Source organism: Amycolatopsis sp. DG1A-15b (assembly GCF_030285645.1).
Classification (GTDB): Bacteria; Actinomycetota; Actinomycetes; order Mycobacteriales; family Pseudonocardiaceae; genus Amycolatopsis.
This window is the reverse complement of the sequence record NZ_CP127296.1, coordinates 1519824-1535682: the sequence shown is the minus strand read 5'-3', so window position 1 is coordinate 1535682 and position 15859 is coordinate 1519824. Positions and strand designations below refer to the sequence as shown.

16 protein-coding genes and 2 pseudogenes are annotated in these 15859 nt (G+C 71.7%); 10 read left to right on the top strand and 8 right to left on the bottom strand.

The features are described from left to right. The first annotated feature begins 115 nt into the window (after nucleotides 1-115). Complete coding sequence (locus QRY02_RS07135) at nucleotides 116-376, top strand: GlsB/YeaQ/YmgE family stress response membrane protein (RefSeq protein ID WP_013225295.1); 261 nt, start codon at nucleotides 116-118, stop codon at nucleotides 374-376. Nucleotides 377-420: 44 nt separating this feature from the next. On the opposite strand, the gene QRY02_RS07130 is transcribed toward QRY02_RS07135, so the two are convergent. Next, on the bottom strand, nucleotides 421-1527 hold the full coding sequence (locus tag QRY02_RS07130) for a S1 family peptidase (RefSeq protein ID WP_285990704.1): 1107 nt from the start codon (nucleotides 1525-1527) through the stop codon (nucleotides 421-423). Nucleotides 1528-1851: 324 nt separating this feature from the next. Here QRY02_RS07130 and QRY02_RS07125 point away from each other — a divergent pair, with 324 nt between their 5' ends. Both QRY02_RS07125 and QRY02_RS07120 read left to right on the top strand, forming a co-directional pair. Further along, the gene (locus QRY02_RS07125; RefSeq protein WP_285990703.1) at nucleotides 1852-2637 is read left to right on the top strand and encodes a hypothetical protein; all 786 of its coding nucleotides are present in this window, start codon (nucleotides 1852-1854) and stop codon (nucleotides 2635-2637) included. Nucleotides 2638-2687: 50 nt separating this feature from the next. Further along, nucleotides 2688-3158 (top strand): annotated as a pseudogene (locus QRY02_RS07120) (helix-turn-helix domain-containing protein); the annotation flags it as partial. Between the two features lie 157 nt (nucleotides 3159-3315). On the opposite strand, the gene QRY02_RS07115 reads toward QRY02_RS07120, so the two are convergent. Together QRY02_RS07115 and QRY02_RS07110 are read right to left on the bottom strand one after the other, a co-directional pair. Then, a complete protein-coding gene (locus tag QRY02_RS07115) occupies nucleotides 3316-4197 on the bottom strand; it encodes a TIGR03854 family LLM class F420-dependent oxidoreductase (RefSeq protein ID WP_285990702.1) in 882 nt (293 codons plus the stop codon). A gap of 54 nt (nucleotides 4198-4251) precedes the next feature. After that, nucleotides 4252-4689 (bottom strand): MarR family winged helix-turn-helix transcriptional regulator, encoded by a 438-nt coding sequence (locus QRY02_RS07110; RefSeq protein ID WP_285990701.1) that lies wholly within the window; start codon nucleotides 4687-4689, stop codon nucleotides 4252-4254. A gap of 85 nt (nucleotides 4690-4774) precedes the next feature. Between QRY02_RS07110 and QRY02_RS07105 the strand changes: the two genes are divergently transcribed. After that, nucleotides 4775-5152, top strand: a complete 378-nt coding sequence (locus QRY02_RS07105; RefSeq protein ID WP_387054379.1) for a DUF5313 domain-containing protein — start codon at nucleotides 4775-4777, stop codon at nucleotides 5150-5152. A 22-nt stretch (nucleotides 5153-5174) separates the two neighbouring features. Then, nucleotides 5175-6110, top strand: coding sequence for an RluA family pseudouridine synthase (locus tag QRY02_RS07100; RefSeq protein WP_285990699.1), 936 nt, complete (start codon nucleotides 5175-5177; stop codon nucleotides 6108-6110). Nucleotides 6111-6191: 81 nt separating this feature from the next. On the opposite strand, the gene QRY02_RS07095 is transcribed toward QRY02_RS07100, so the two are convergent. Then, nucleotides 6192-6794 (bottom strand): hypothetical protein, encoded by a 603-nt coding sequence (locus tag QRY02_RS07095; protein ID WP_502874192.1) that lies wholly within the window; start codon nucleotides 6792-6794, stop codon nucleotides 6192-6194. A gap of 218 nt (nucleotides 6795-7012) precedes the next feature. Here QRY02_RS07095 and QRY02_RS07090 point away from each other — a divergent pair, with 218 nt between their 5' ends. The 3 genes from QRY02_RS07090 to QRY02_RS07080 all read left to right on the top strand — a co-directional run bounded on the left by QRY02_RS07090 (nucleotide 7013) and on the right by QRY02_RS07080 (nucleotide 9289). Further along, nucleotides 7013-7588 carry a dihydrofolate reductase family protein gene (locus QRY02_RS07090; protein ID WP_285990698.1) on the top strand — a complete coding sequence of 192 codons (576 nt, stop codon included), beginning with the start codon at nucleotides 7013-7015 and terminating at the stop codon, nucleotides 7586-7588. A 77-nt stretch (nucleotides 7589-7665) separates the two neighbouring features. Further along, nucleotides 7666-8292: an alpha-ketoglutarate-dependent dioxygenase AlkB gene (locus QRY02_RS07085; protein ID WP_285990697.1), complete on the top strand. Its 627-nt coding sequence runs from the start codon at nucleotides 7666-7668 to the stop codon at nucleotides 8290-8292. A 40-nt stretch (nucleotides 8293-8332) separates the two neighbouring features. Beyond that, complete coding sequence (locus QRY02_RS07080) at nucleotides 8333-9289, top strand: DUF1152 domain-containing protein (RefSeq protein WP_285990696.1); 957 nt, start codon at nucleotides 8333-8335, stop codon at nucleotides 9287-9289. A gap of 5 nt (nucleotides 9290-9294) precedes the next feature. Here QRY02_RS07080 and QRY02_RS07075 read toward each other — a convergent pair whose 3' ends face one another. The 4 genes from QRY02_RS07075 to QRY02_RS07060 are packed head-to-tail and all read right to left on the bottom strand — an operon-like array spanning nucleotide 9295 to nucleotide 13120. Then, entirely contained in the window at nucleotides 9295-10572 is a 1278-nt protein-coding gene (locus tag QRY02_RS07075) for a cytochrome P450 (protein ID WP_285990695.1), read from the bottom strand. Nucleotides 10573-10625: 53 nt separating this feature from the next. Beyond that, nucleotides 10626-11270, bottom strand: a complete 645-nt coding sequence (locus QRY02_RS07070) for a class I SAM-dependent DNA methyltransferase (RefSeq protein WP_285990694.1) — start codon at nucleotides 11268-11270, stop codon at nucleotides 10626-10628. A 10-nt stretch (nucleotides 11271-11280) separates the two neighbouring features. Beyond that, a complete protein-coding gene (locus QRY02_RS07065) occupies nucleotides 11281-11448 on the bottom strand; it encodes a hypothetical protein (RefSeq protein ID WP_285990693.1) in 168 nt (55 codons plus the stop codon). 13 nt (nucleotides 11449-11461) lie between these two features. Further along, a complete protein-coding gene (locus QRY02_RS07060) occupies nucleotides 11462-13120 on the bottom strand; it encodes a peptide-N4-asparagine amidase (RefSeq protein ID WP_285990692.1) in 1659 nt (552 codons plus the stop codon). Between the two features lie 130 nt (nucleotides 13121-13250). Here QRY02_RS07060 and QRY02_RS07055 point away from each other — a divergent pair, with 130 nt between their 5' ends. Continuing rightward, nucleotides 13251-14246 carry a LacI family DNA-binding transcriptional regulator gene (locus QRY02_RS07055; protein ID WP_285990691.1) on the top strand — a complete coding sequence of 332 codons (996 nt, stop codon included), beginning with the start codon at nucleotides 13251-13253 and terminating at the stop codon, nucleotides 14244-14246. A gap of 383 nt (nucleotides 14247-14629) precedes the next feature. Beyond that, nucleotides 14630-15727: pseudogene (locus QRY02_RS07050) on the top strand (MFS transporter); the annotation flags it as partial. Nucleotides 15728-15859: the final 132 nt, after the last annotated feature.

Genomic DNA, 15859 nt, shown 5'->3' with positions numbered 1-15859 from the left:
GGGTGAGATCCCGATCACGTCGGCGTGGCCCGGCGCGCTCCCGGGGCCGGTGCCTGCCATCCTGTGCCGTCAAGAGCCTGTGCCGTCAAAAGGCAGCGGACGAGAGGACAACCCCGTGGGCATCATCGCCTGGATCGTGCTGGGTCTCATCGCCGGGGTGATCGCGAAAGCCCTCATGCCGGGCAAGGACCCGGGCGGCTGCATCATCACGATCCTGCTGGGCATCGCGGGTGCGTTCGTCGGCGGCTGGGTGGGCAAGACGCTGTTCCACACCCAGCTCGGCACGTTCTTCGACCTGCGCACCTGGGGCCTGGCCATCCTGGGCGCCCTGATCATCCTGGCCGGCTACCGGCTCATCTTCCACCGCCGCGACTGACGCACCGGTGGGGGCACCGGCGTGGTGCCCCCACCGGCGGCGGCTCAGTTCAGCGTGACGCCGTACGCGCTCAGCGCCTCGCCGACGGGCTGGAAGTACGAGCTGCTGCCGCCCTTGCCGGAGGTGATGCCCAGGCCGACGCTGCCGGCGAACAGGCAGCCGCCGGAGTCGCCGGGGTTGACCAGCGCGTTGGTCTGGATCAGCTGGTACACCGAGCCTTCGGCGTAGTTCACCGTCACGTTCGTCCGCTGCACCGAACCCGAGGTCAGGTGGGTGGTGCTGCCGCTCTTGCTGATCCGCTGCCCGACGGTCGCGGTGCCGGCGGAGCTGATCCGCTGGGTGGAGCCGTTCCACAGAGTGACCGCGCCGGGTGCGCTGCCCGTGGTGTTGCGGATGAGCCCGTAGTCGTTGCCCGGGAAGCTCGAGCCCTGCGACGGGCCGACGTTCCACTGCGACACCGCGCGGGTGCAGTGCCCGGCGTCGATGAGGTAGTTCTGGCCGCCGCGGTTGGTGTTGAAGCCCGCCGAGCAGCGGGTGCCGCCGCCGGTGATGGCTTCGCCGTTGTAGATCGCGGTGTGCATCTCGCCGGCGACCCGCTCCACGCGGACCCGGTCACCGAGCGACGCGGCCGCCTTCAGCAGGGCTTCGGTGCCCTTGGCGGCGTCGGCCACGGTCAGCACGACCTGGTTGGCCTTCGGATCGAGCCCGATCGCGGTGTGCGCCACCACGGGCAACGCCTGCAGGACGTCTTGGGCGTTCGCCAGCGCGGCGCCGGAGTGCTTGACCAGCCGCGCCTGCGCGCCGGCCTGCTCGGCCCGCTCGGCGGCGGCCTGGTCCAGCACGTTGACGACGGGCTTGGCGGCGGCGTCGAGGTAGCCGTCGGCGGCGCGGGACCCGAGGGAAGCGGTGACGCGCTGCAGGGTGTCGACGCTCGCCGCCTGCGTGCGCAGCAGGGCGACGGCGGCGGCCTCGCCGATCCCGGCTTCCGCGGCGAGGGAAGCGACCGCTTCCCGCTGCACGGTGGCCGAGTAGCCGTCGATGGTGGCGGCGGAGGCGGAGGCGGGGCTGAGGAAGCCGATGGCCGCGGTGGCGGCCACGAGGGCGGTGGCGGAGCGGGCGAGGAGGTGGTGTCCCGGGGACGTTCTGCGCATGCCGGTAACTCACTTTCGCGGTCGCGGGGCGAAGCCGGCGCGAGGGGTGGCCGCGCCGGAGGAGCCGGCCGAGCCGGCCCGGCACCGGTGATCCGGTGGGGTCGAGGGTGAGCCCGCGCCGGGCCGCCGCGGTACCGACTTTCGTCGGACAGGACAAAAGATAGGTACCGGGCAATTCGCCCAGGGATGTTTCGCGCAGAGCAACCCCGCCGTCCGCTCGCGACCGCGCGGAAAGCCGCGGGAATTACCTCGAACGCACGAGGACCGCGGGGCCGCGGTCCGTCAGAATCGGGTGGCCACGGCCACGACCAGGAAGGCCTCACCGTGCTCGCCGAACTCCCGCCCTACCGCGCCCTGCTGGTCGTCGACACCAAGGGATTCGGCAGCAACCCCGCCGCCACCCAGGCGATGGTGTCCGCCGCCATCCCCGACGTGCTTTCCCAGGCGTTCACCCGCGCCGGGCTGCGCGAAGTCTGGGAAACCGCCCTCTTCCCGCACGGCACCGGCGACGGCTACGGACTCGGCTTCGACCCACGGTTCCTGCCCGCGGTGGTGACCCGGTTCTTCGACGAACTCCAAGCCGTGCTCGCCGAGCGCGACACCCGCCTGCGGGCGGCCGCCCGGTCGGTCCGCCTGCGGATGCGCGCCAGCCTGAACGTCGGCCCGATCCTCGAACCCGCGCCGGGCACGACCTCGGCCGCCGCCATCGGCAGCGCCGTGATCACCACCCACCGGCTGCTCGACGCCGCGCCGGTGCGCGCGGTGCTGGAGCGCTCGGACCCCGACCAGACCTTCCTCGCGGTGGCGCTCTCCCAGCGGGTCTTCGAAGACGTCCTGGCCAGCGAATACGCCCAGCTGCCCGCGACCAAGGTCGTCCCGGCCGACGTCCGGATCAAGGAGTACCACGGCACGGTCTACCTCTACATCCCGAACCCGAGCGGAGACCTGCTCCGCCACGGCGCGGGTGGCGACTACGCCGGGGAACTGGCCGAGGCGAAGGCCGTCATCGAGGCACTGGCGCCGGGCAGCACCACGAACATCATCAGCGGCACCCAGCACGGGACCGCGATCCAGGTCGGCCAGGTGCACGGCAACCTCAACCACGGCTAGTGTCGCGCGGCGTTAATTGGTTTACGGTTGTGGGTTTGCGATGATGGGTCCTGCCTTCGCCGGGTTTGGTGGTCAGTGGCGAGGACCGGGCGGTTTTGGAGTCGTGGACGCGGTCGCGGGCGATCCGGGCCGGTCATGTCGAGCCGGCCCGGATTGTGCTGGCGGTCGCGGACTGGCATGGAACGGCGGGCACGGCTCGGCTGGTCGGGGTTTCGCGTCCGACGGTGATCAAGTGGCGTGACCGGGTTCGCCGCGCATGGCTTGGCGGGGTTGGATGACGAGCCTCGGCCCGGACGGCCGAAGATCGTGGACAATGCCGGGATCATCGCGGCCACGCTCGAGCCGCCGCCGAGGCGTTGGCGGTGTAGCACTGGTCGAGCCGGCTTTGGGGCCGGCACCCGGGTGTCGGCGACGCGACCGTGGCCAGGGCGTGGCGCAGATATCACGTGCAGCCGTGGTGGCAGGAGACGTTCACGTTCTCCACCGACCCGGAACTGGAGGCCAAGGTCCGCCAGGCGATCCGCCGCGGATCCTTCGACGACGTCAAAGAACTCGTGGTCGCGATCCGAGGCTTTCATCGCCAGCTTGAACGACCGCTGCCACCCGTTCACCTGGACCAAAGACCGCCGACGAGATCCTGCCCCACACCACCCGCCAACGAACTTCAGACGCGCGACACTAGTTCTGCAGCGGCACCAGTTCTGCCTGGAACTTCTCCAGGAAGCCGTCGAAATCGGCGTGGCCGGGCCGCAGCACGAACTTCGACAGCCCGGCTTCGATGTGCTGCTCCACCAGCCGGCGGGCCTCCGGCCAGCTCGTCGCCACCAGGTCCGTCAGCGGCACGCCGGGGCTGCGGCGTTCCGCCACCGCCGCGAGTTCGCCGGGGATCCCCCGGTCCGCCACGACCAGGCTGAGGCCGAAGTGGTCCTCCTCGATCTCGCGCCCCGCCTCCGCCGCGGCCCGCTGGATGGCGATGCGGGCTTCGCGTGCCTGCGACGGCGTGTGGAAGCTGCCCAGCCAGCCGTCCGCGAGGCGGCCCGTCCGGCGCAGGGCCGCCGGGGCCGTTCCGCCCAGCCAGACGTCCAGGCGCTTCGCCGGGCGCGGGCCGAGGCGGACGCCGTCGACCTGGAAGAACTCGCCGTCGAAGGAGACTTCGTCCTCCTCCAGCAGCCGGCGCAGCAGCACGAGCGACTCGTCGAACACCGCGGCGCGGCGGCCCGGCGGCACCGGGAACAGGCCGGTTTCCGCGGCGCGCGCCGGGCGGAGGCCGAACACCGGCAGAACCCGCTTCGGCGCCAGCCCGGCCAGCGTGAGCAGCTGCTTGGCGACCAGCACCGGGTGCCGGCCCGGCAGGATCGCGACGCCGGTGCCGACCTTCAGCTTCGACGTCCGCGCCAGCGCGTGCGCCATGCCGATCATCGGATCGACCTCGGGCGAGTGGACCAGCTCGGACAGCCACAGCGAGTCGACGCCGGCATCCTCCAGCCGCGCCGCCAGCCCGGCGAACTCCGCCGGCCCGGTGCCGGCCGCGGGGGCGACGCCCAACCTGATCTTCAGCACGGTTCCTCCCGGAGGCCTTTTCCGGAAGCGACGCGCGGCGCGGCCGGGAATTCCTCAGGCGGTCGCGTCGATGACCCGGGTCAGCACACCGTGCAGGGCTTCCAGCTCGGAGACGTCCATGCCGAGGGTCTCGACCACCTTGTACGGGATCTTCTCCGCCTCGGCCCGCAGCGCCCGGCCGGTCTCGGTCAGCTCGACCGTCAGCCGGCGTTCGTCCGCGCGGCTGCGGCTGCGCGTCACGTACCCGAGCGCCTCCAGCCGCTTGAGCAGCGGCGAGAGCGTCGCCGGTTCGTGACGCAGGGCGGTGCCGAGGTCCTTCACCGAGCGCGGGGACCGCTCCCACAGCGCGAGCATCACCAGGTACTGCGGATGGGTCAGGCCGTACGGCTCGAGCAGCGGCCGGTAGATCGCGATCACGCTGCGCGAAGCCACCGACAGCGCGAAGCACACCTGCCGGTCCAGCTTCAGGGGGTCCTCACCCAGATCGATCATGATCCGATCCTACTGTGTCGTCGGTCGCGCTAATGATTAGTGCACTAAGTATTAGTGTACTCTCGAAGTCATGGAACGACCGAGTGTGCTCCGCTGGTTCGGTTACGCCGTCGGCGTGCGGCTCCCCGAGCGCTACAACGACTGGGCGTTGCACGATGCGACGTCGAAGCACTGGCGTGCCCGGTTCGTGCTCCAGCGGTCGGTCGGCATCGTGCCGCTGTGCGCGGTGTGGCTGCTGCTGCCCGGCTCGATCTGGCTGCGGCTCTCGCTGGTCCTGATGGCCGCCCTGGTCGCGTACTTCTATTCGTGCGCGTACATGGAGGAGAGCGTCGAGCACCGGCTCGGCCGGCAGGGCTTCCCGCACCACACCGGACGCCGCCTCCGCGCCGCGGCCGCCGAAGCGAAGAACGCCGAGGCAACCGCCCGCTACCTCGCGCGCTACCGGACGCCGTCGGAGGGTTAGGCACAGTTACAGTCGGGGCACGATGAGACGCAAGCTCCGCCCGCCGATCCCGCCCCGCCACGGGCTGGACCCCGCCCGGCTCAAACTGCCCGACGGCGAGTGGCCGACCCTGCTGGCGCACCTCGTCGACCGGCTGCCGCGCGTCACGCCCGATCGCATCGAGCAGATGCTGCGCGAGGAGCGCATCCACGGCACCGACGGCCCGCTCGGCGTCGACACGCCGTACGCGCCCGGCTCGTTCATCTGGTTCCACCGCGACCTGCCCGACGAAGTGCCGGTGCCCTTCGCGATCGACGTCCTGCACCGCGACGAGCACCTGCTCGTCGTCGACAAGCCGCACTTCCTGGCGACCATCCCGCGCGGGCAGCACATCCTGGAGACGGCGCTCGTGCGGCTGCGCCGGGAGCTCGACCTGCCGCACCTGTCCCCCGCGCACCGGCTGGACCGCGTCACCGCGGGCGTGGTGATGTTCGTGATCACGCCCGAACTGCGCGGCAAGTACCAGACGTTGTTCCGCGACCGCCGGGTGCACAAGGAGTACGAGGCGATCGCGCCCCACGACCCGGCGCTGACCCTGCCGAGGACCGTCCGGAGCCGGATCGTCAAGGAACGCGGGGTGCTCGCCGCCCAGGAGGTCCCGGGCGAACCGAACGCCGAGACGTACGTCGACCTGCTCGAGCACCGCGCCGGGCTGGGCCGGTACCGGCTGGTCCCGGCCACCGGCCGGACCCACCAGCTGCGCGTGCACCTGAGCGGCCTCGGCGTCCCGATCCTCGGCGACGACTTCTACCCGCAGCTGCGCGAGAAACCCTTGGGCGACTTCACGAAACCCCTGCAGCTGCTCGCGAAGGTCCTCGACTTCGACGACCCGCTGACCGGCGCGCACCGCCGCTTCACCAGCGCGCGGCGGCTGTCCGCCTGGGACGACCCCGAGGCCTGGGCGGCGCCCCCGGCGTGAACTCCGGGGACGCCGCCGCGGGCGGGCTGGTGATGGGATGCCGGCGTGGAGCCGTGACCTGTGCGCGCCGCCGGCTCTGTCCTACTTGTGCCAGAACCTGATGCCGCTCCACTCCACCGTGATCGGCCCCTTGCCGCTCGCCGTGCGGTAGCTGCCGAACTTGTCGTAGTAGCTGCCGCCCGGGCTGGAGACCGAGTCCTTCTGCGAGCCGTTGATGTACACCTTGTGGGTGCTGCCGACTTGGTTGATCGTGTTCACCCGGACGCTCGTGCCCACGGTCGCCCCGGTGGCGATGGTCTCCCCGCCGTGCACGGCGTAGAGCCGGCCTCCCTTTTCCACCGCCAGCATGAAGAACGGGCCGGCGTCGGAGCCGTCCCGGAACGTCTGCTTCAGGCTGATCCGGCTGCCGGTCATGCTGGTGATCTTGAAGGAGCCCTCGAACTGGTGGGTGCCGCCGGTGTAGGTGGTGTAGCGGCGTTCCGCGCGCTGGTCACCGCTGCCGGTCGAGCAGGTGAGCTTGAAGGTCAGCCCGGAGATGTCGCCGCACCCCCGCTCCTGCTCGGAGTAGCCCGGCGAGTCCGCGGTCCAGGGACCCGTTCCGACCTGGGCGTCCGCCACCGGGGTGAGCACCGCGAGCCCCAGCGCCGTCACCGCGAGCACGCCCGCACCGTGAAGTCTGCGCACCGTCAACCTCCTGTGTCACTCGAGGCGGCGGTCACCGGCAACAGGTTCAGACCTTTGTCCGGCGTGGGCATGACTGTACGAGCCCGGACCACGTCGGGCAAGGCCTCCCGGTTCCGCGGCGGGGTGTGGCGGAAGTTTTCGGCCGGGCCGGTGTCGAATCCGGCTTTCCCCGTTCGACAGACTTGCAGACGCAGGATCGACCACCGAGGAGCACCACCATGCGCACCCTGATCTCCAGCTCGTTCGTTTCGCTCGACGGCGTCGTCGAGGCCCCCGGCGGGGAGCCGGGCTACCGCAACGCGGGCTGGACGTTCAAAGACATCGAGTTCGACCCGGCCGCCTACGCGCTCAAGGGCAGCGAGCAGGAGGAAGCCACGGCCTTGCTGATGGGCCGGGTCAGCTACGAGGCGTTCGCGCCGGTCTGGCCGGGGATGACCGAGGAGTTCGCCGGGTACAACGCGATGCCGAAGTACGTCGTGTCGAGCACCCTCGCCGAGGCCGACCTGGTGGACAACTGGGGCGAGACGACGATCCTGCGCTCGCTGGACGAGGTCGCGGCCCTGAAGGAGACCGAGGGCGGCCCGATCATCGTCGCCGGCAGCGCCACCCTCAACCGCGCCCTGGCCGACGCGGGCCTGATCGACCGCTACCACCTGCTGGTCTTCCCCGTCCTGCTCGGTGCGGGCAAGCGGCTGTTCAGCGAGACCGACAAGGACAAGCAGAACCTGAAGCTCGTCGAGAGCGAGGCCTACGGCAACGGCGTCCAGAAGCTGGTCTACGACGTCACGCACTGACGGGCCGCCGGGGTCCGGCCGGGCCACGCGATGTTTCACGTAGAACACCTGTTCGAACATCGTGTACGGTCGGACCCATGACGACCCCGGCCCTGCAGGCATCGCTGTTCGGCGAATCCGGCCCCGTCACGCTGCACGACCTCGCGCCCCACCGGACCGAACTCGGCTCCGGCGCATGGGTCGACGTGCAGCCGGGCTGGCTCGCCGGCGCCGACGAGGTGTTCGCCGACCTCGTCACCGGCGTCCCGTGGCAGGCGGAGCGGCGCCGGATGTACGACCGCTTCGTCGACGTCCCCCGGCTGCTGTGCTTCTACCGCGAAGAGGCGCCGCTCCCCCACCCCGTGCTGGCGGAGGCCCGCACCGCGCTGAGCGAGCACTACGCCGGTGAACTCGGCGAACCGTTCCGCACCGCGGGCCTGTGCTACTACCGCGACGGCCGGGACAGCGTCGCCTGGCACGGCGACACGATCGGCCGCGGCAGCACCGAGGACACGATGGTCGCGATCCTCTCGGTCGGCACGGCACGCCAGCTGGCCCTCCGCCCCCGCGGCGGCGGCGAGTCACACCGCTACGCGCTCGGCCACGGCGACCTGATCGTGATGGGCGGCTCGTGCCAGCGCACCTGGGAACACGCCGTCCCGAAGACGACCCGGGCGGCCGGTCCGCGGATCAGCATCCAGTTCCGGCCCCGCGGGGTCCGTTGAGTCCGGCTGGGACGGACGCCCCTTTCCGTACGATGGCGGGGTGTTCACGCTCGCGGAGCCCCCGCTGTTCACCCGGCTGCGGCCGGCCCGCCGGGTCCTGATCGCCGGCGCGGGCGGCGGGTTCGACGTCTACGCCGGCCTTCCGCTCGCCTTCGCCCTGCACGCCCAGGGCAAGGAGGTCCACCTCGCGAACCTGGCGTTCAGCGACCTGAACCGGCTCGACCTCGACGACTGGATCGCTCCCGACGTCGCCAGGGTGCGGCCCGGCAGCGCGGGCGACGAGGGCTACTTCCCGGAACGGACCCTGGCGCGGTGGCTGGAAACCCGGCGGTGGCCGCCGGTCGTGCACGCCTTCCCCCGGGTCGGCGCCGGGCCGCTGCGGGCGGCCTACGAAGCGCTGGTCGCGCGGCTCGCGGTCGACGCGGTGGTTCTCGTCGACGGGGGCACGGACATCCTGCTGCGCGGCGACGAGTCCGGTCTCGGCACCCCGGAAGAGGACATGGCCAGCCTCGCCGCGGTGGCCGCGCTCGAGGGCGTCGACCGCCTCGTCGTCAGCCTCGGCTTCGGTACCGACGCCTTCCACGGCGTCTGCCACGCGCACGTGCTCGAGAACCTCGCCGCCCTCGATCGGGACGGCGGGTACCTGGGCGCGCTGTCGATCCCGTCGGCATCGCCGGAAGCGGCGGCCTACCTCGACGCCGTCGCGCACGCGAACCGCGCGACGCCGGACCGGCCGAGCATCGTCCAGGGGCAGATCGCCGCGGCGCTGCGAGGTGAGTTCGGGGACGTGCACGGCAGCTCCCGCACCGCGGGCAGCGAGCTGTTCGTGAACCCGCTGATGGGTGTCTACTTCGCCGCGGACCTGGTGACCCTGGCCGCCGGGGTCGGCTACCTCGGCGAGCTCGCCGGGACGAGCACCGCCGTCGACGTCGCCCTGGTCATCGAGGCGCACCGGGACCGCGCCGGGCGGCGGCCGTGGCGGGCCATCCCGCACTGAAGCCGTCAGTCCACCAGGACCGGCAGCTCGTCCAGACCGTACACAATGGACACCTGGCGGAAGGAGAGCTTCTCCTCGGGCACCGCCAGCCGCAGGTTCGGGAAGCGGCGGATCAGCGCCGGGTAGGCCGTGCGCAGCTCCATCCGGGCCAGTTCCGCGCCGATGCAGCGGTGGATGCCGTAGCTGAACGCCAGGTGCGACGTCGGGTCGCGGGTCGCGTCGAACGTCTCCATGTCCGGGCCCAGCTTCGGGTCGCGGTCCGCCGTGGACAGCGACACCAGCACGATGTCGCCCTCGGCGATGCGGACGCCGCCGATCTCCATGTCCTCCTTGGCGAACCGGGGGAACGCCATCTGCACCACCGTCAGGTAGCGCAGCAGCTCCTCGACGAAGCGGTGCACGGACTCGTCGTCGCCGCGGACGGCGTCCATCGCCTTCTCGTCGCGCAGCAGCACCAGCGCGCCGAGCGCCAGCATGCTCGCCGTCGTCTCCAGGCCGCCGGTGAGCACGCCGTCGGCCAGGCCGGCCAGCTCGCGGTCGTCGATCTCGTCGCCGTGCTCCTTGATCAGCATGCCGAGCAGGCCGTCGCCGGGCTGCTCACGCTGCTTCTTGACGATGTCGAGCAGGTAGGTCAGCGACTCCGACATCGCGCCGAGCGAAGCGCTCGCGCCGCCGAAGAGGTCGAAGCGGGCGGTGCTCAGCCGCTGGAAGTCTTCACGGTCCTCATAGGACACGCCGAGCAGTTCGCAGATGGTCAGCGACGGGATCGGCAGCGCGAACGCCTGCCACAGGTCGACCGGGCCGTCGGCCGCGGCCATCGCGTCGAGCTGTTCGGCCACGATTTCGTCGATGCGCGGGGCCAGCCGGCTCAGCCGGCGCATGGTGAACTCCGGCGTGAGCAGCTTCCGCAGCCGCGTGTGCACCGGCGGGTCCGCGAAGCCGAGCCCGCCCGGGTTCTGGTCGGCCGTCACGCCGGCGTTGCCGACGAGGTTCCCGAAGTCGCTGGAAAAGCCGGTCGCCTTGCCGAGCACGGCCTTCGCCTCGTCGTAGCCGGTGACGAGCCAGGCGTTCATCCCGAACGGCAGGTCGAGCTTGCCGATCGGCGCCTCGCTCCGCTGCGCGGCCATCGCGGGGACCGGGTCGAGGCCGTCGCGCCGCAGGGGCAGCAGGGCCGAGTCGGGCAGGAGGGCCGACATCTTTTCGAGGTCGAAGCCCTTTTTCGACTGCCGGGCGAGATACCGTCGGCCGACCCAGCCCAGAACCCGTGAGCGGAGACTCCCCATGGGACCGACAGTACCGTACTAGCCCGATCGGGTGACGGGGAGCGAGACGCGGTTCACCCCGGCTTGCGGGCCAGCAGGCAAGCCTGCGCCGTCTTCTCGTACGGACCCTCCGGCTCACGGACCAGCCGCGCTTCCACGACCAGCCCGGCGGCGGCGCACAGCTCGGCGACGAAGTCCGGCTGCAACCGGTAGGCGTTCAGGGAAATGTCGTGGCCGTAGCCGTGGGCGATGTGGCGGCGCTCGTCACCGACGTGGAACCCGGTCAGCAGCCGTCCGCCCGGCGCCAGCACCCGGGCCAGCTCCGCCACCACCGGCGCCAGTTCCTCCGGAGGCGTGTGGATCAGCGAGTACCACGCCAGCGCACCCGCCAGGCTGTCGTCTTCGAGGTCCAGCGCGGCCAGCGAACCGACCTCGAAGCGCAGCCCGGGGTGCGCCCGGCGGGCCGCGTCGACCATTCCGGGCGAGAGGTCCACGCCGAACACGTCCAGCCCGAGCGAGGCCAGGTACCCGGTCAGCCGGCCCGGGCCGCAGCCGAGATCCCCGACCGGGCCGGTTCCCCCGACCAGTTCGGCGAACGTGTTCAGCATCGCCCGGTCCCACGGGCTGGCGTCCAGCAGATCCCGCAGCTCCTCGGCGTAGGAGTCGGCGACGGTGTCGTAGGCGATCCGGGTCTCGGTCACGAAGGCGGGTTCGGTCACGAGCCGGACCCTATCGCTGCGGACCGGACGGGCCCGGGTGGTCCGCCGGGGTGTCCACGCCGAGTTCCGCGCGGACTTCGCCGAGGAACGTGTCCTTGGCGCGCCCGGCGACGACCCCGACCAAGCCGATGATCCCCACGACGATCGGCACCCGGACCGAGACCTGACCGGAAGGCACGGCGGCAGCGTGGTCAGTACCGCGGCAGCTCCCGGTTCTCGGTGATCAGCCCGTGTTCGCTCGCGACGTAGTGGAAGTACGGCCGGCCCAGGTCGTCGGTACCGGTGAACAGCGTCTTCGAGTGGCCGTCGGCTTCGGTGTTGACGCCGTTCGTGCGGGCCAGCACGCCGGAGGAGGCCAGCCACTCCCGCGAGGCGCGCACCGGCCGCCAGTTCCGGCCGTCGCCGGTGAAGTCGCCGAGGGTCTTCGTCATGTCCACCGAGCCGGAGATCCGGAGGTTCTGGTCGTCGGTGATTGTCGCCGTCGCGTCGGTCGTCAGCGGGTAGGACCAGGTGTGCCGGTCCGCCGACCGGACCCGGCCGTCCACTGTGGACGTCGACGTCTGCTGCCCGGCGTCCGCCTGCACGACGTGCTGCGTGAAGCCGCCGCCGGTGACGTCGTCGCTGTTGCGGTAGTCGCGGGTGCGCTCGACCCGGGTGTACACCCGGCCGGCGGAGGTGTCGACGTAGCCCGCCGTGACGTCGTGGCGCTTCGCCGTGACCGTGACGTTCACGCCGCCGGAGATGTCCTTGACCGTCGTCTGCCGGGCCGGTGCGGCCGCGACGTCGTCCTGGGTGAGGGCGCCGGAGGTCTGGGTGGCGTTCTTGTCGGTGTAGAGCAGGAGCGTCGGGACGACGGTGAATTCGCCGCCGATGTCCGGGAAGGAGAAGGAGAGGTCGTGGGCACCGCCGTCGACGAGCCGGCCCGCGAACGGCGTGACGTCGTAGGTCTCCGCATGCAGGCTGAAGGTGTCGATCGCGACCACCGGCCGCCACAGCTGCGGCACGATCCCGCCGGAGTAGATGTGCGGGAAGGTGAACGCGCTCCCTGCGGGCACGCCGTCGATCGCGAAGTTCGCCTCGCGGTAGGGGCCCTTCCCGCAGAGCCCGGCGGCCGGGTACTTCGCGGCCACGGCGTCGGGGACGTCGTCGAACCACTGTTCGTCGCAGGCGTGGCCTTCGAGCGTGACCTCCAGGTAGGCGCGGGTGATGTTGCGCGGCAGGCCCTGCGCGCCGAAGTGCACGGTGGGCGCGGCGGGCGTCGCGTCGGCGTGCCCGAACCCGGCGACGTGGTCGGGCGCCGCGGCCGCGGGGTGCTTCCGGTCCGCCTGGTAGTAGGTGAGCGTCACGGTCTGGGCGTAGACGCCGGTGTAGATCGGCGAGGTGTAGTTCTCGACGCCGCCGCGGAAGGGCTGCGGGGTACGCAGCAAGGCGCTGTAGGGCGTCAGGTCCTTGTCGAAGTGGTAGGTGATCGCGCGGCGGCCCTCTCCGCTGGGCTCCTCGGTGGTCCCCCACCAGACCTCGGTGCCGCCGATCCGCAGGTCGCCGATCCGGTCGTACTGCCGCCCGCTCACGGTGACGGTCTGGTCCATGACGACCTTCGCCCACGGCCCCGGACAGGCCTTCGGCGGCGCGAGGGTGCCTTCGTAGAACTGCGGGCTGCCATCGGCGGCGTTCGAGCGGAAGCCGTCGGCGAGCGTGACGCTGCAGTGCGGCGAGTCCGGCCGCGTGGCACCCGGCGCCGCGGTGACGGGATCGTCGGTATCGCCTTCCACGACCGGCGAAGCCGAAGCGACCGCCCCGGCGAACACCCACGTCAGCACCAGCGACAGGACGATCGTGAAGATCCGCACCCGGACTCCTCCCAGTGGCAGGCACACCCGGCTGGAGCCTAGCGGCGCGATCATCCGACCAAGGTCGGTAATCCGCTTCTGAAACGTTTCAGACCGTGATAAGCTCACGCCTTCTCAGCGAGGGGGTCCGGTGGTCGGCATCAAGGACGTCGCGAAGCGGGCGGGCGTCTCCATCGGCACGGTGTCCAATGTGGTCAACCGGCCGCACGTCGTCGCGGCCGCGACGCGGAACCGGGTGCTTTCGGTGATCGAGGAGCTCGGGTACGTCCGGGACGAGTCCGCCCGGCAGCTGCGGGCCGGGCGCAGCCGCGTCCTGGGGCTGCTCGTGCTCGATCTCGGGAACCCCTTCTTCGTCGACGTCGCCCGGGGGGCCGAGCAGGCCGCGCACGCCGAAGGCCTCAACATCATCACCGGCAACAGCGGCCAGCGGTCCGAACTGGAAGCGTCGTACCTGGCGATGTTCGCCGAGCAGCGGGTCCGCGGGGTGCTGCTGAGCCCGGTCGCGACGTCCGGCGAAGCCCTGCGGACGTTCCGGCGCACCGGCACGCCGTACGTCTTCGTCGACCGCAAGGCCCCGGCGTCGGAGGCGAGCTCGGTGTCGGTCGACGACGTCGCCGGCGGGGCGCTCGGCGGACGGCACCTGCTGGAAACCGGGCACCGGCGGATCGCGTTCGTCAACGGCCCCGCCATCCTCACCCAGTGCCGCGACCGCGAGCAGGGGCTGCGCAACGCGCTGGCCGGCTCCGGAGCGGAACTGACCGTGCTGGAGGCGATCGGCCTCGACGTCACCTCCGGCCGCGACGCCGGCGCGCGCCTGCTCGGCGCGAGCCCCCGGCCGACGGCGGTGTTCTGCGCGAACGACCTCCTGGCCCTGGGCGTGCTGCAGGCGATGGTCGGCGCGGGCGTCCGCGTCCCGGACGAGATGGCGATCGTCGGCTACGACGACATCGAGTTCGCGGGCGCGGCGGCGGTCCCGCTGACGTCGGTCCGCCAGCCGGCCCGCCGGCTCGGCCGCACGGCCGCGGAACTGCTGCTGGCGGAAACGTCGGACCCGAAGCCGGAACGGCAGGCCGTCGTGTTCACCCCGGAGCTGGTCGTCCGCGAATCGACCCGGGTGCGCCGCTGACCCCGCCGACCTTGCCCTCGGAAGTCCGCACGCCGAACTGGCTCCCCCGCCAACGACATCGTCGGCCCGCCCGGGGCGGGCTTGTCGTTGGCCACCGCCTTAGGCAGGCGACACTCGGCGCATTCTCGCCGCCGTTGTAGGAGTACATCGCCGACTGGCTGACCATCAGGCCCGGATCTCCGAAGCACAGGTCGACATCCCCGTCCGGGCGGGACCGCGGCCATGGCGGTGATCAGCGTGCCACGGCGGTTGATGCGCGCGGCCTGGCCCCTCGGGTCGACCGGCTCGCCACGTTGTTACTCCGGCGCGATCCCGGGACATCCGGCCGCCACCGCACCTCAAATCGGTTGGAATTCACCGATCGGTTCGGCAAGCTCGGGAGCATGGCGTCGAGGTGGGTGCGGCTGCAGGCCGTGGCGGTGTCCGGTTCGTCCGCGGAAGGCCTGATGCTGGCGGCCATTCCGCTGCTCGCGGTCTCGGTCACCACCGATCCTCGCGAAGTCTCGCTGATCAACGTCGTCGGGGAAGCTCCGTGGCTGCTGCTTTCCCTGTTCGCCGGGGTGCTCATCGACCGGGTGCGCAGGACCGTCGTGCTGGCCTGGGCCTACGCCGTGCTCGCCGGGGCCGCCGTGGTGCTCGCCGTCGTCGCGTCGGCCGATTTGCTCAGCCTGCCCGTGCTGCTCGTCGTCGCCTTCGTCATCACCTCGGCGCGGGTGCTCGGGGACGGCGCCAGCGGCGCGCTCGTGCCGGAACTCGTCGAACCCGGCCGGCTGGCCCACGCCAACGCGCGGCTCACGGTGATCGACCAGGGCGTCGTGCGGTTCGTCGTGCCGCCGCTGACCGGGTTCCTGATCGCGTTCGCCGCCGGCTCGCCCGCCTGGCTGGCCGCGGGCTGCGCGCTGGGCGCGCTCGTGCTGGCCCGCCGGATCCCTTCCCAGTCGGTCGTGGCGGCGACGACGCACCCCCTGCGGGACCTCTCGGGCGGGCTGCGGCACCTGGTGCGGACGCCGCTGCTGCGGTCGATCACGATCAACGTCGCCCTCGGCTCGTTCGCCGCCAGTGCCGGCAACTCGATGTTCGTGCTCTACGCGACCCAGGTCCTGCACGTCGGCCCGGTCGGCTACGGCCTGCTGCTCGCCTGCCTCGCCGTCGGCTGGGTCGCGTCGTCGTTCGTGGTGCAGAAGGTGGTGAACCGGCTCGGCTACTCGTGGTCGATGCGGCTCTCGCAGAGCTTCGGCGCCGTGGTGACGCTGCTGATCGCCGTCGTCCCGCCGTGGCCGCCGCTGGTGGGTGTCGTGCTGATCTCCCTGACGGCGACCGTGCTGGTCTGGAACGTCTGCTCGCAGTCCAGCCGCCAGCGCTTCACCCCGGCGCCGCTGCTGGGCCGGGTGCTCACCAGCCACCGGGCGCTGGCCTGGGGCCTGACGCCGCTGGGCGCGCTGGCCGGCGGCCTGGTCGCGGCGCACTGGGGCCTGCGTGCCGTCTGGGTGATGGGCGCCGGCGTCCAGGCCGTCAGTGCGGTCCTCGTGTGGTTCCAGCTCTCCCCGCCGCGTTCCGGCGGACCGAAGAACTCGCCGCCGCCCGAGCCTGAAGCGCTGAAGCCGGGTGGTGTG

What these genes read in the sequence shown, in the direction of transcription:
- QRY02_RS07130 (WP_285990704.1), bottom strand. Translation starts at nt 1,527, where the DNA reads ATGCGCAGAACGTCCCCGGGACACCACCTCCTCGCCCGCTCCGCCACC.
- QRY02_RS07110 (WP_285990701.1), bottom strand. Translation starts at nt 4,689, where the DNA reads ATGATCGATCTGGGTGAGGACCCCCTGAAGCTGGACCGGCAGGTGTGC.
- QRY02_RS07100 (WP_285990699.1), top strand. Translation starts at nt 5,175, where the DNA reads ATGAGACGCAAGCTCCGCCCGCCGATCCCGCCCCGCCACGGGCTGGAC.
- QRY02_RS07090 (WP_285990698.1), top strand. Translation starts at nt 7,013, where the DNA reads ATGCGCACCCTGATCTCCAGCTCGTTCGTTTCGCTCGACGGCGTCGTC.
- QRY02_RS07085 (WP_285990697.1), top strand. Translation starts at nt 7,666, where the DNA reads ATGACGACCCCGGCCCTGCAGGCATCGCTGTTCGGCGAATCCGGCCCC.
- QRY02_RS07075 (WP_285990695.1), bottom strand. Translation starts at nt 10,572, where the DNA reads ATGGGGAGTCTCCGCTCACGGGTTCTGGGCTGGGTCGGCCGACGGTAT.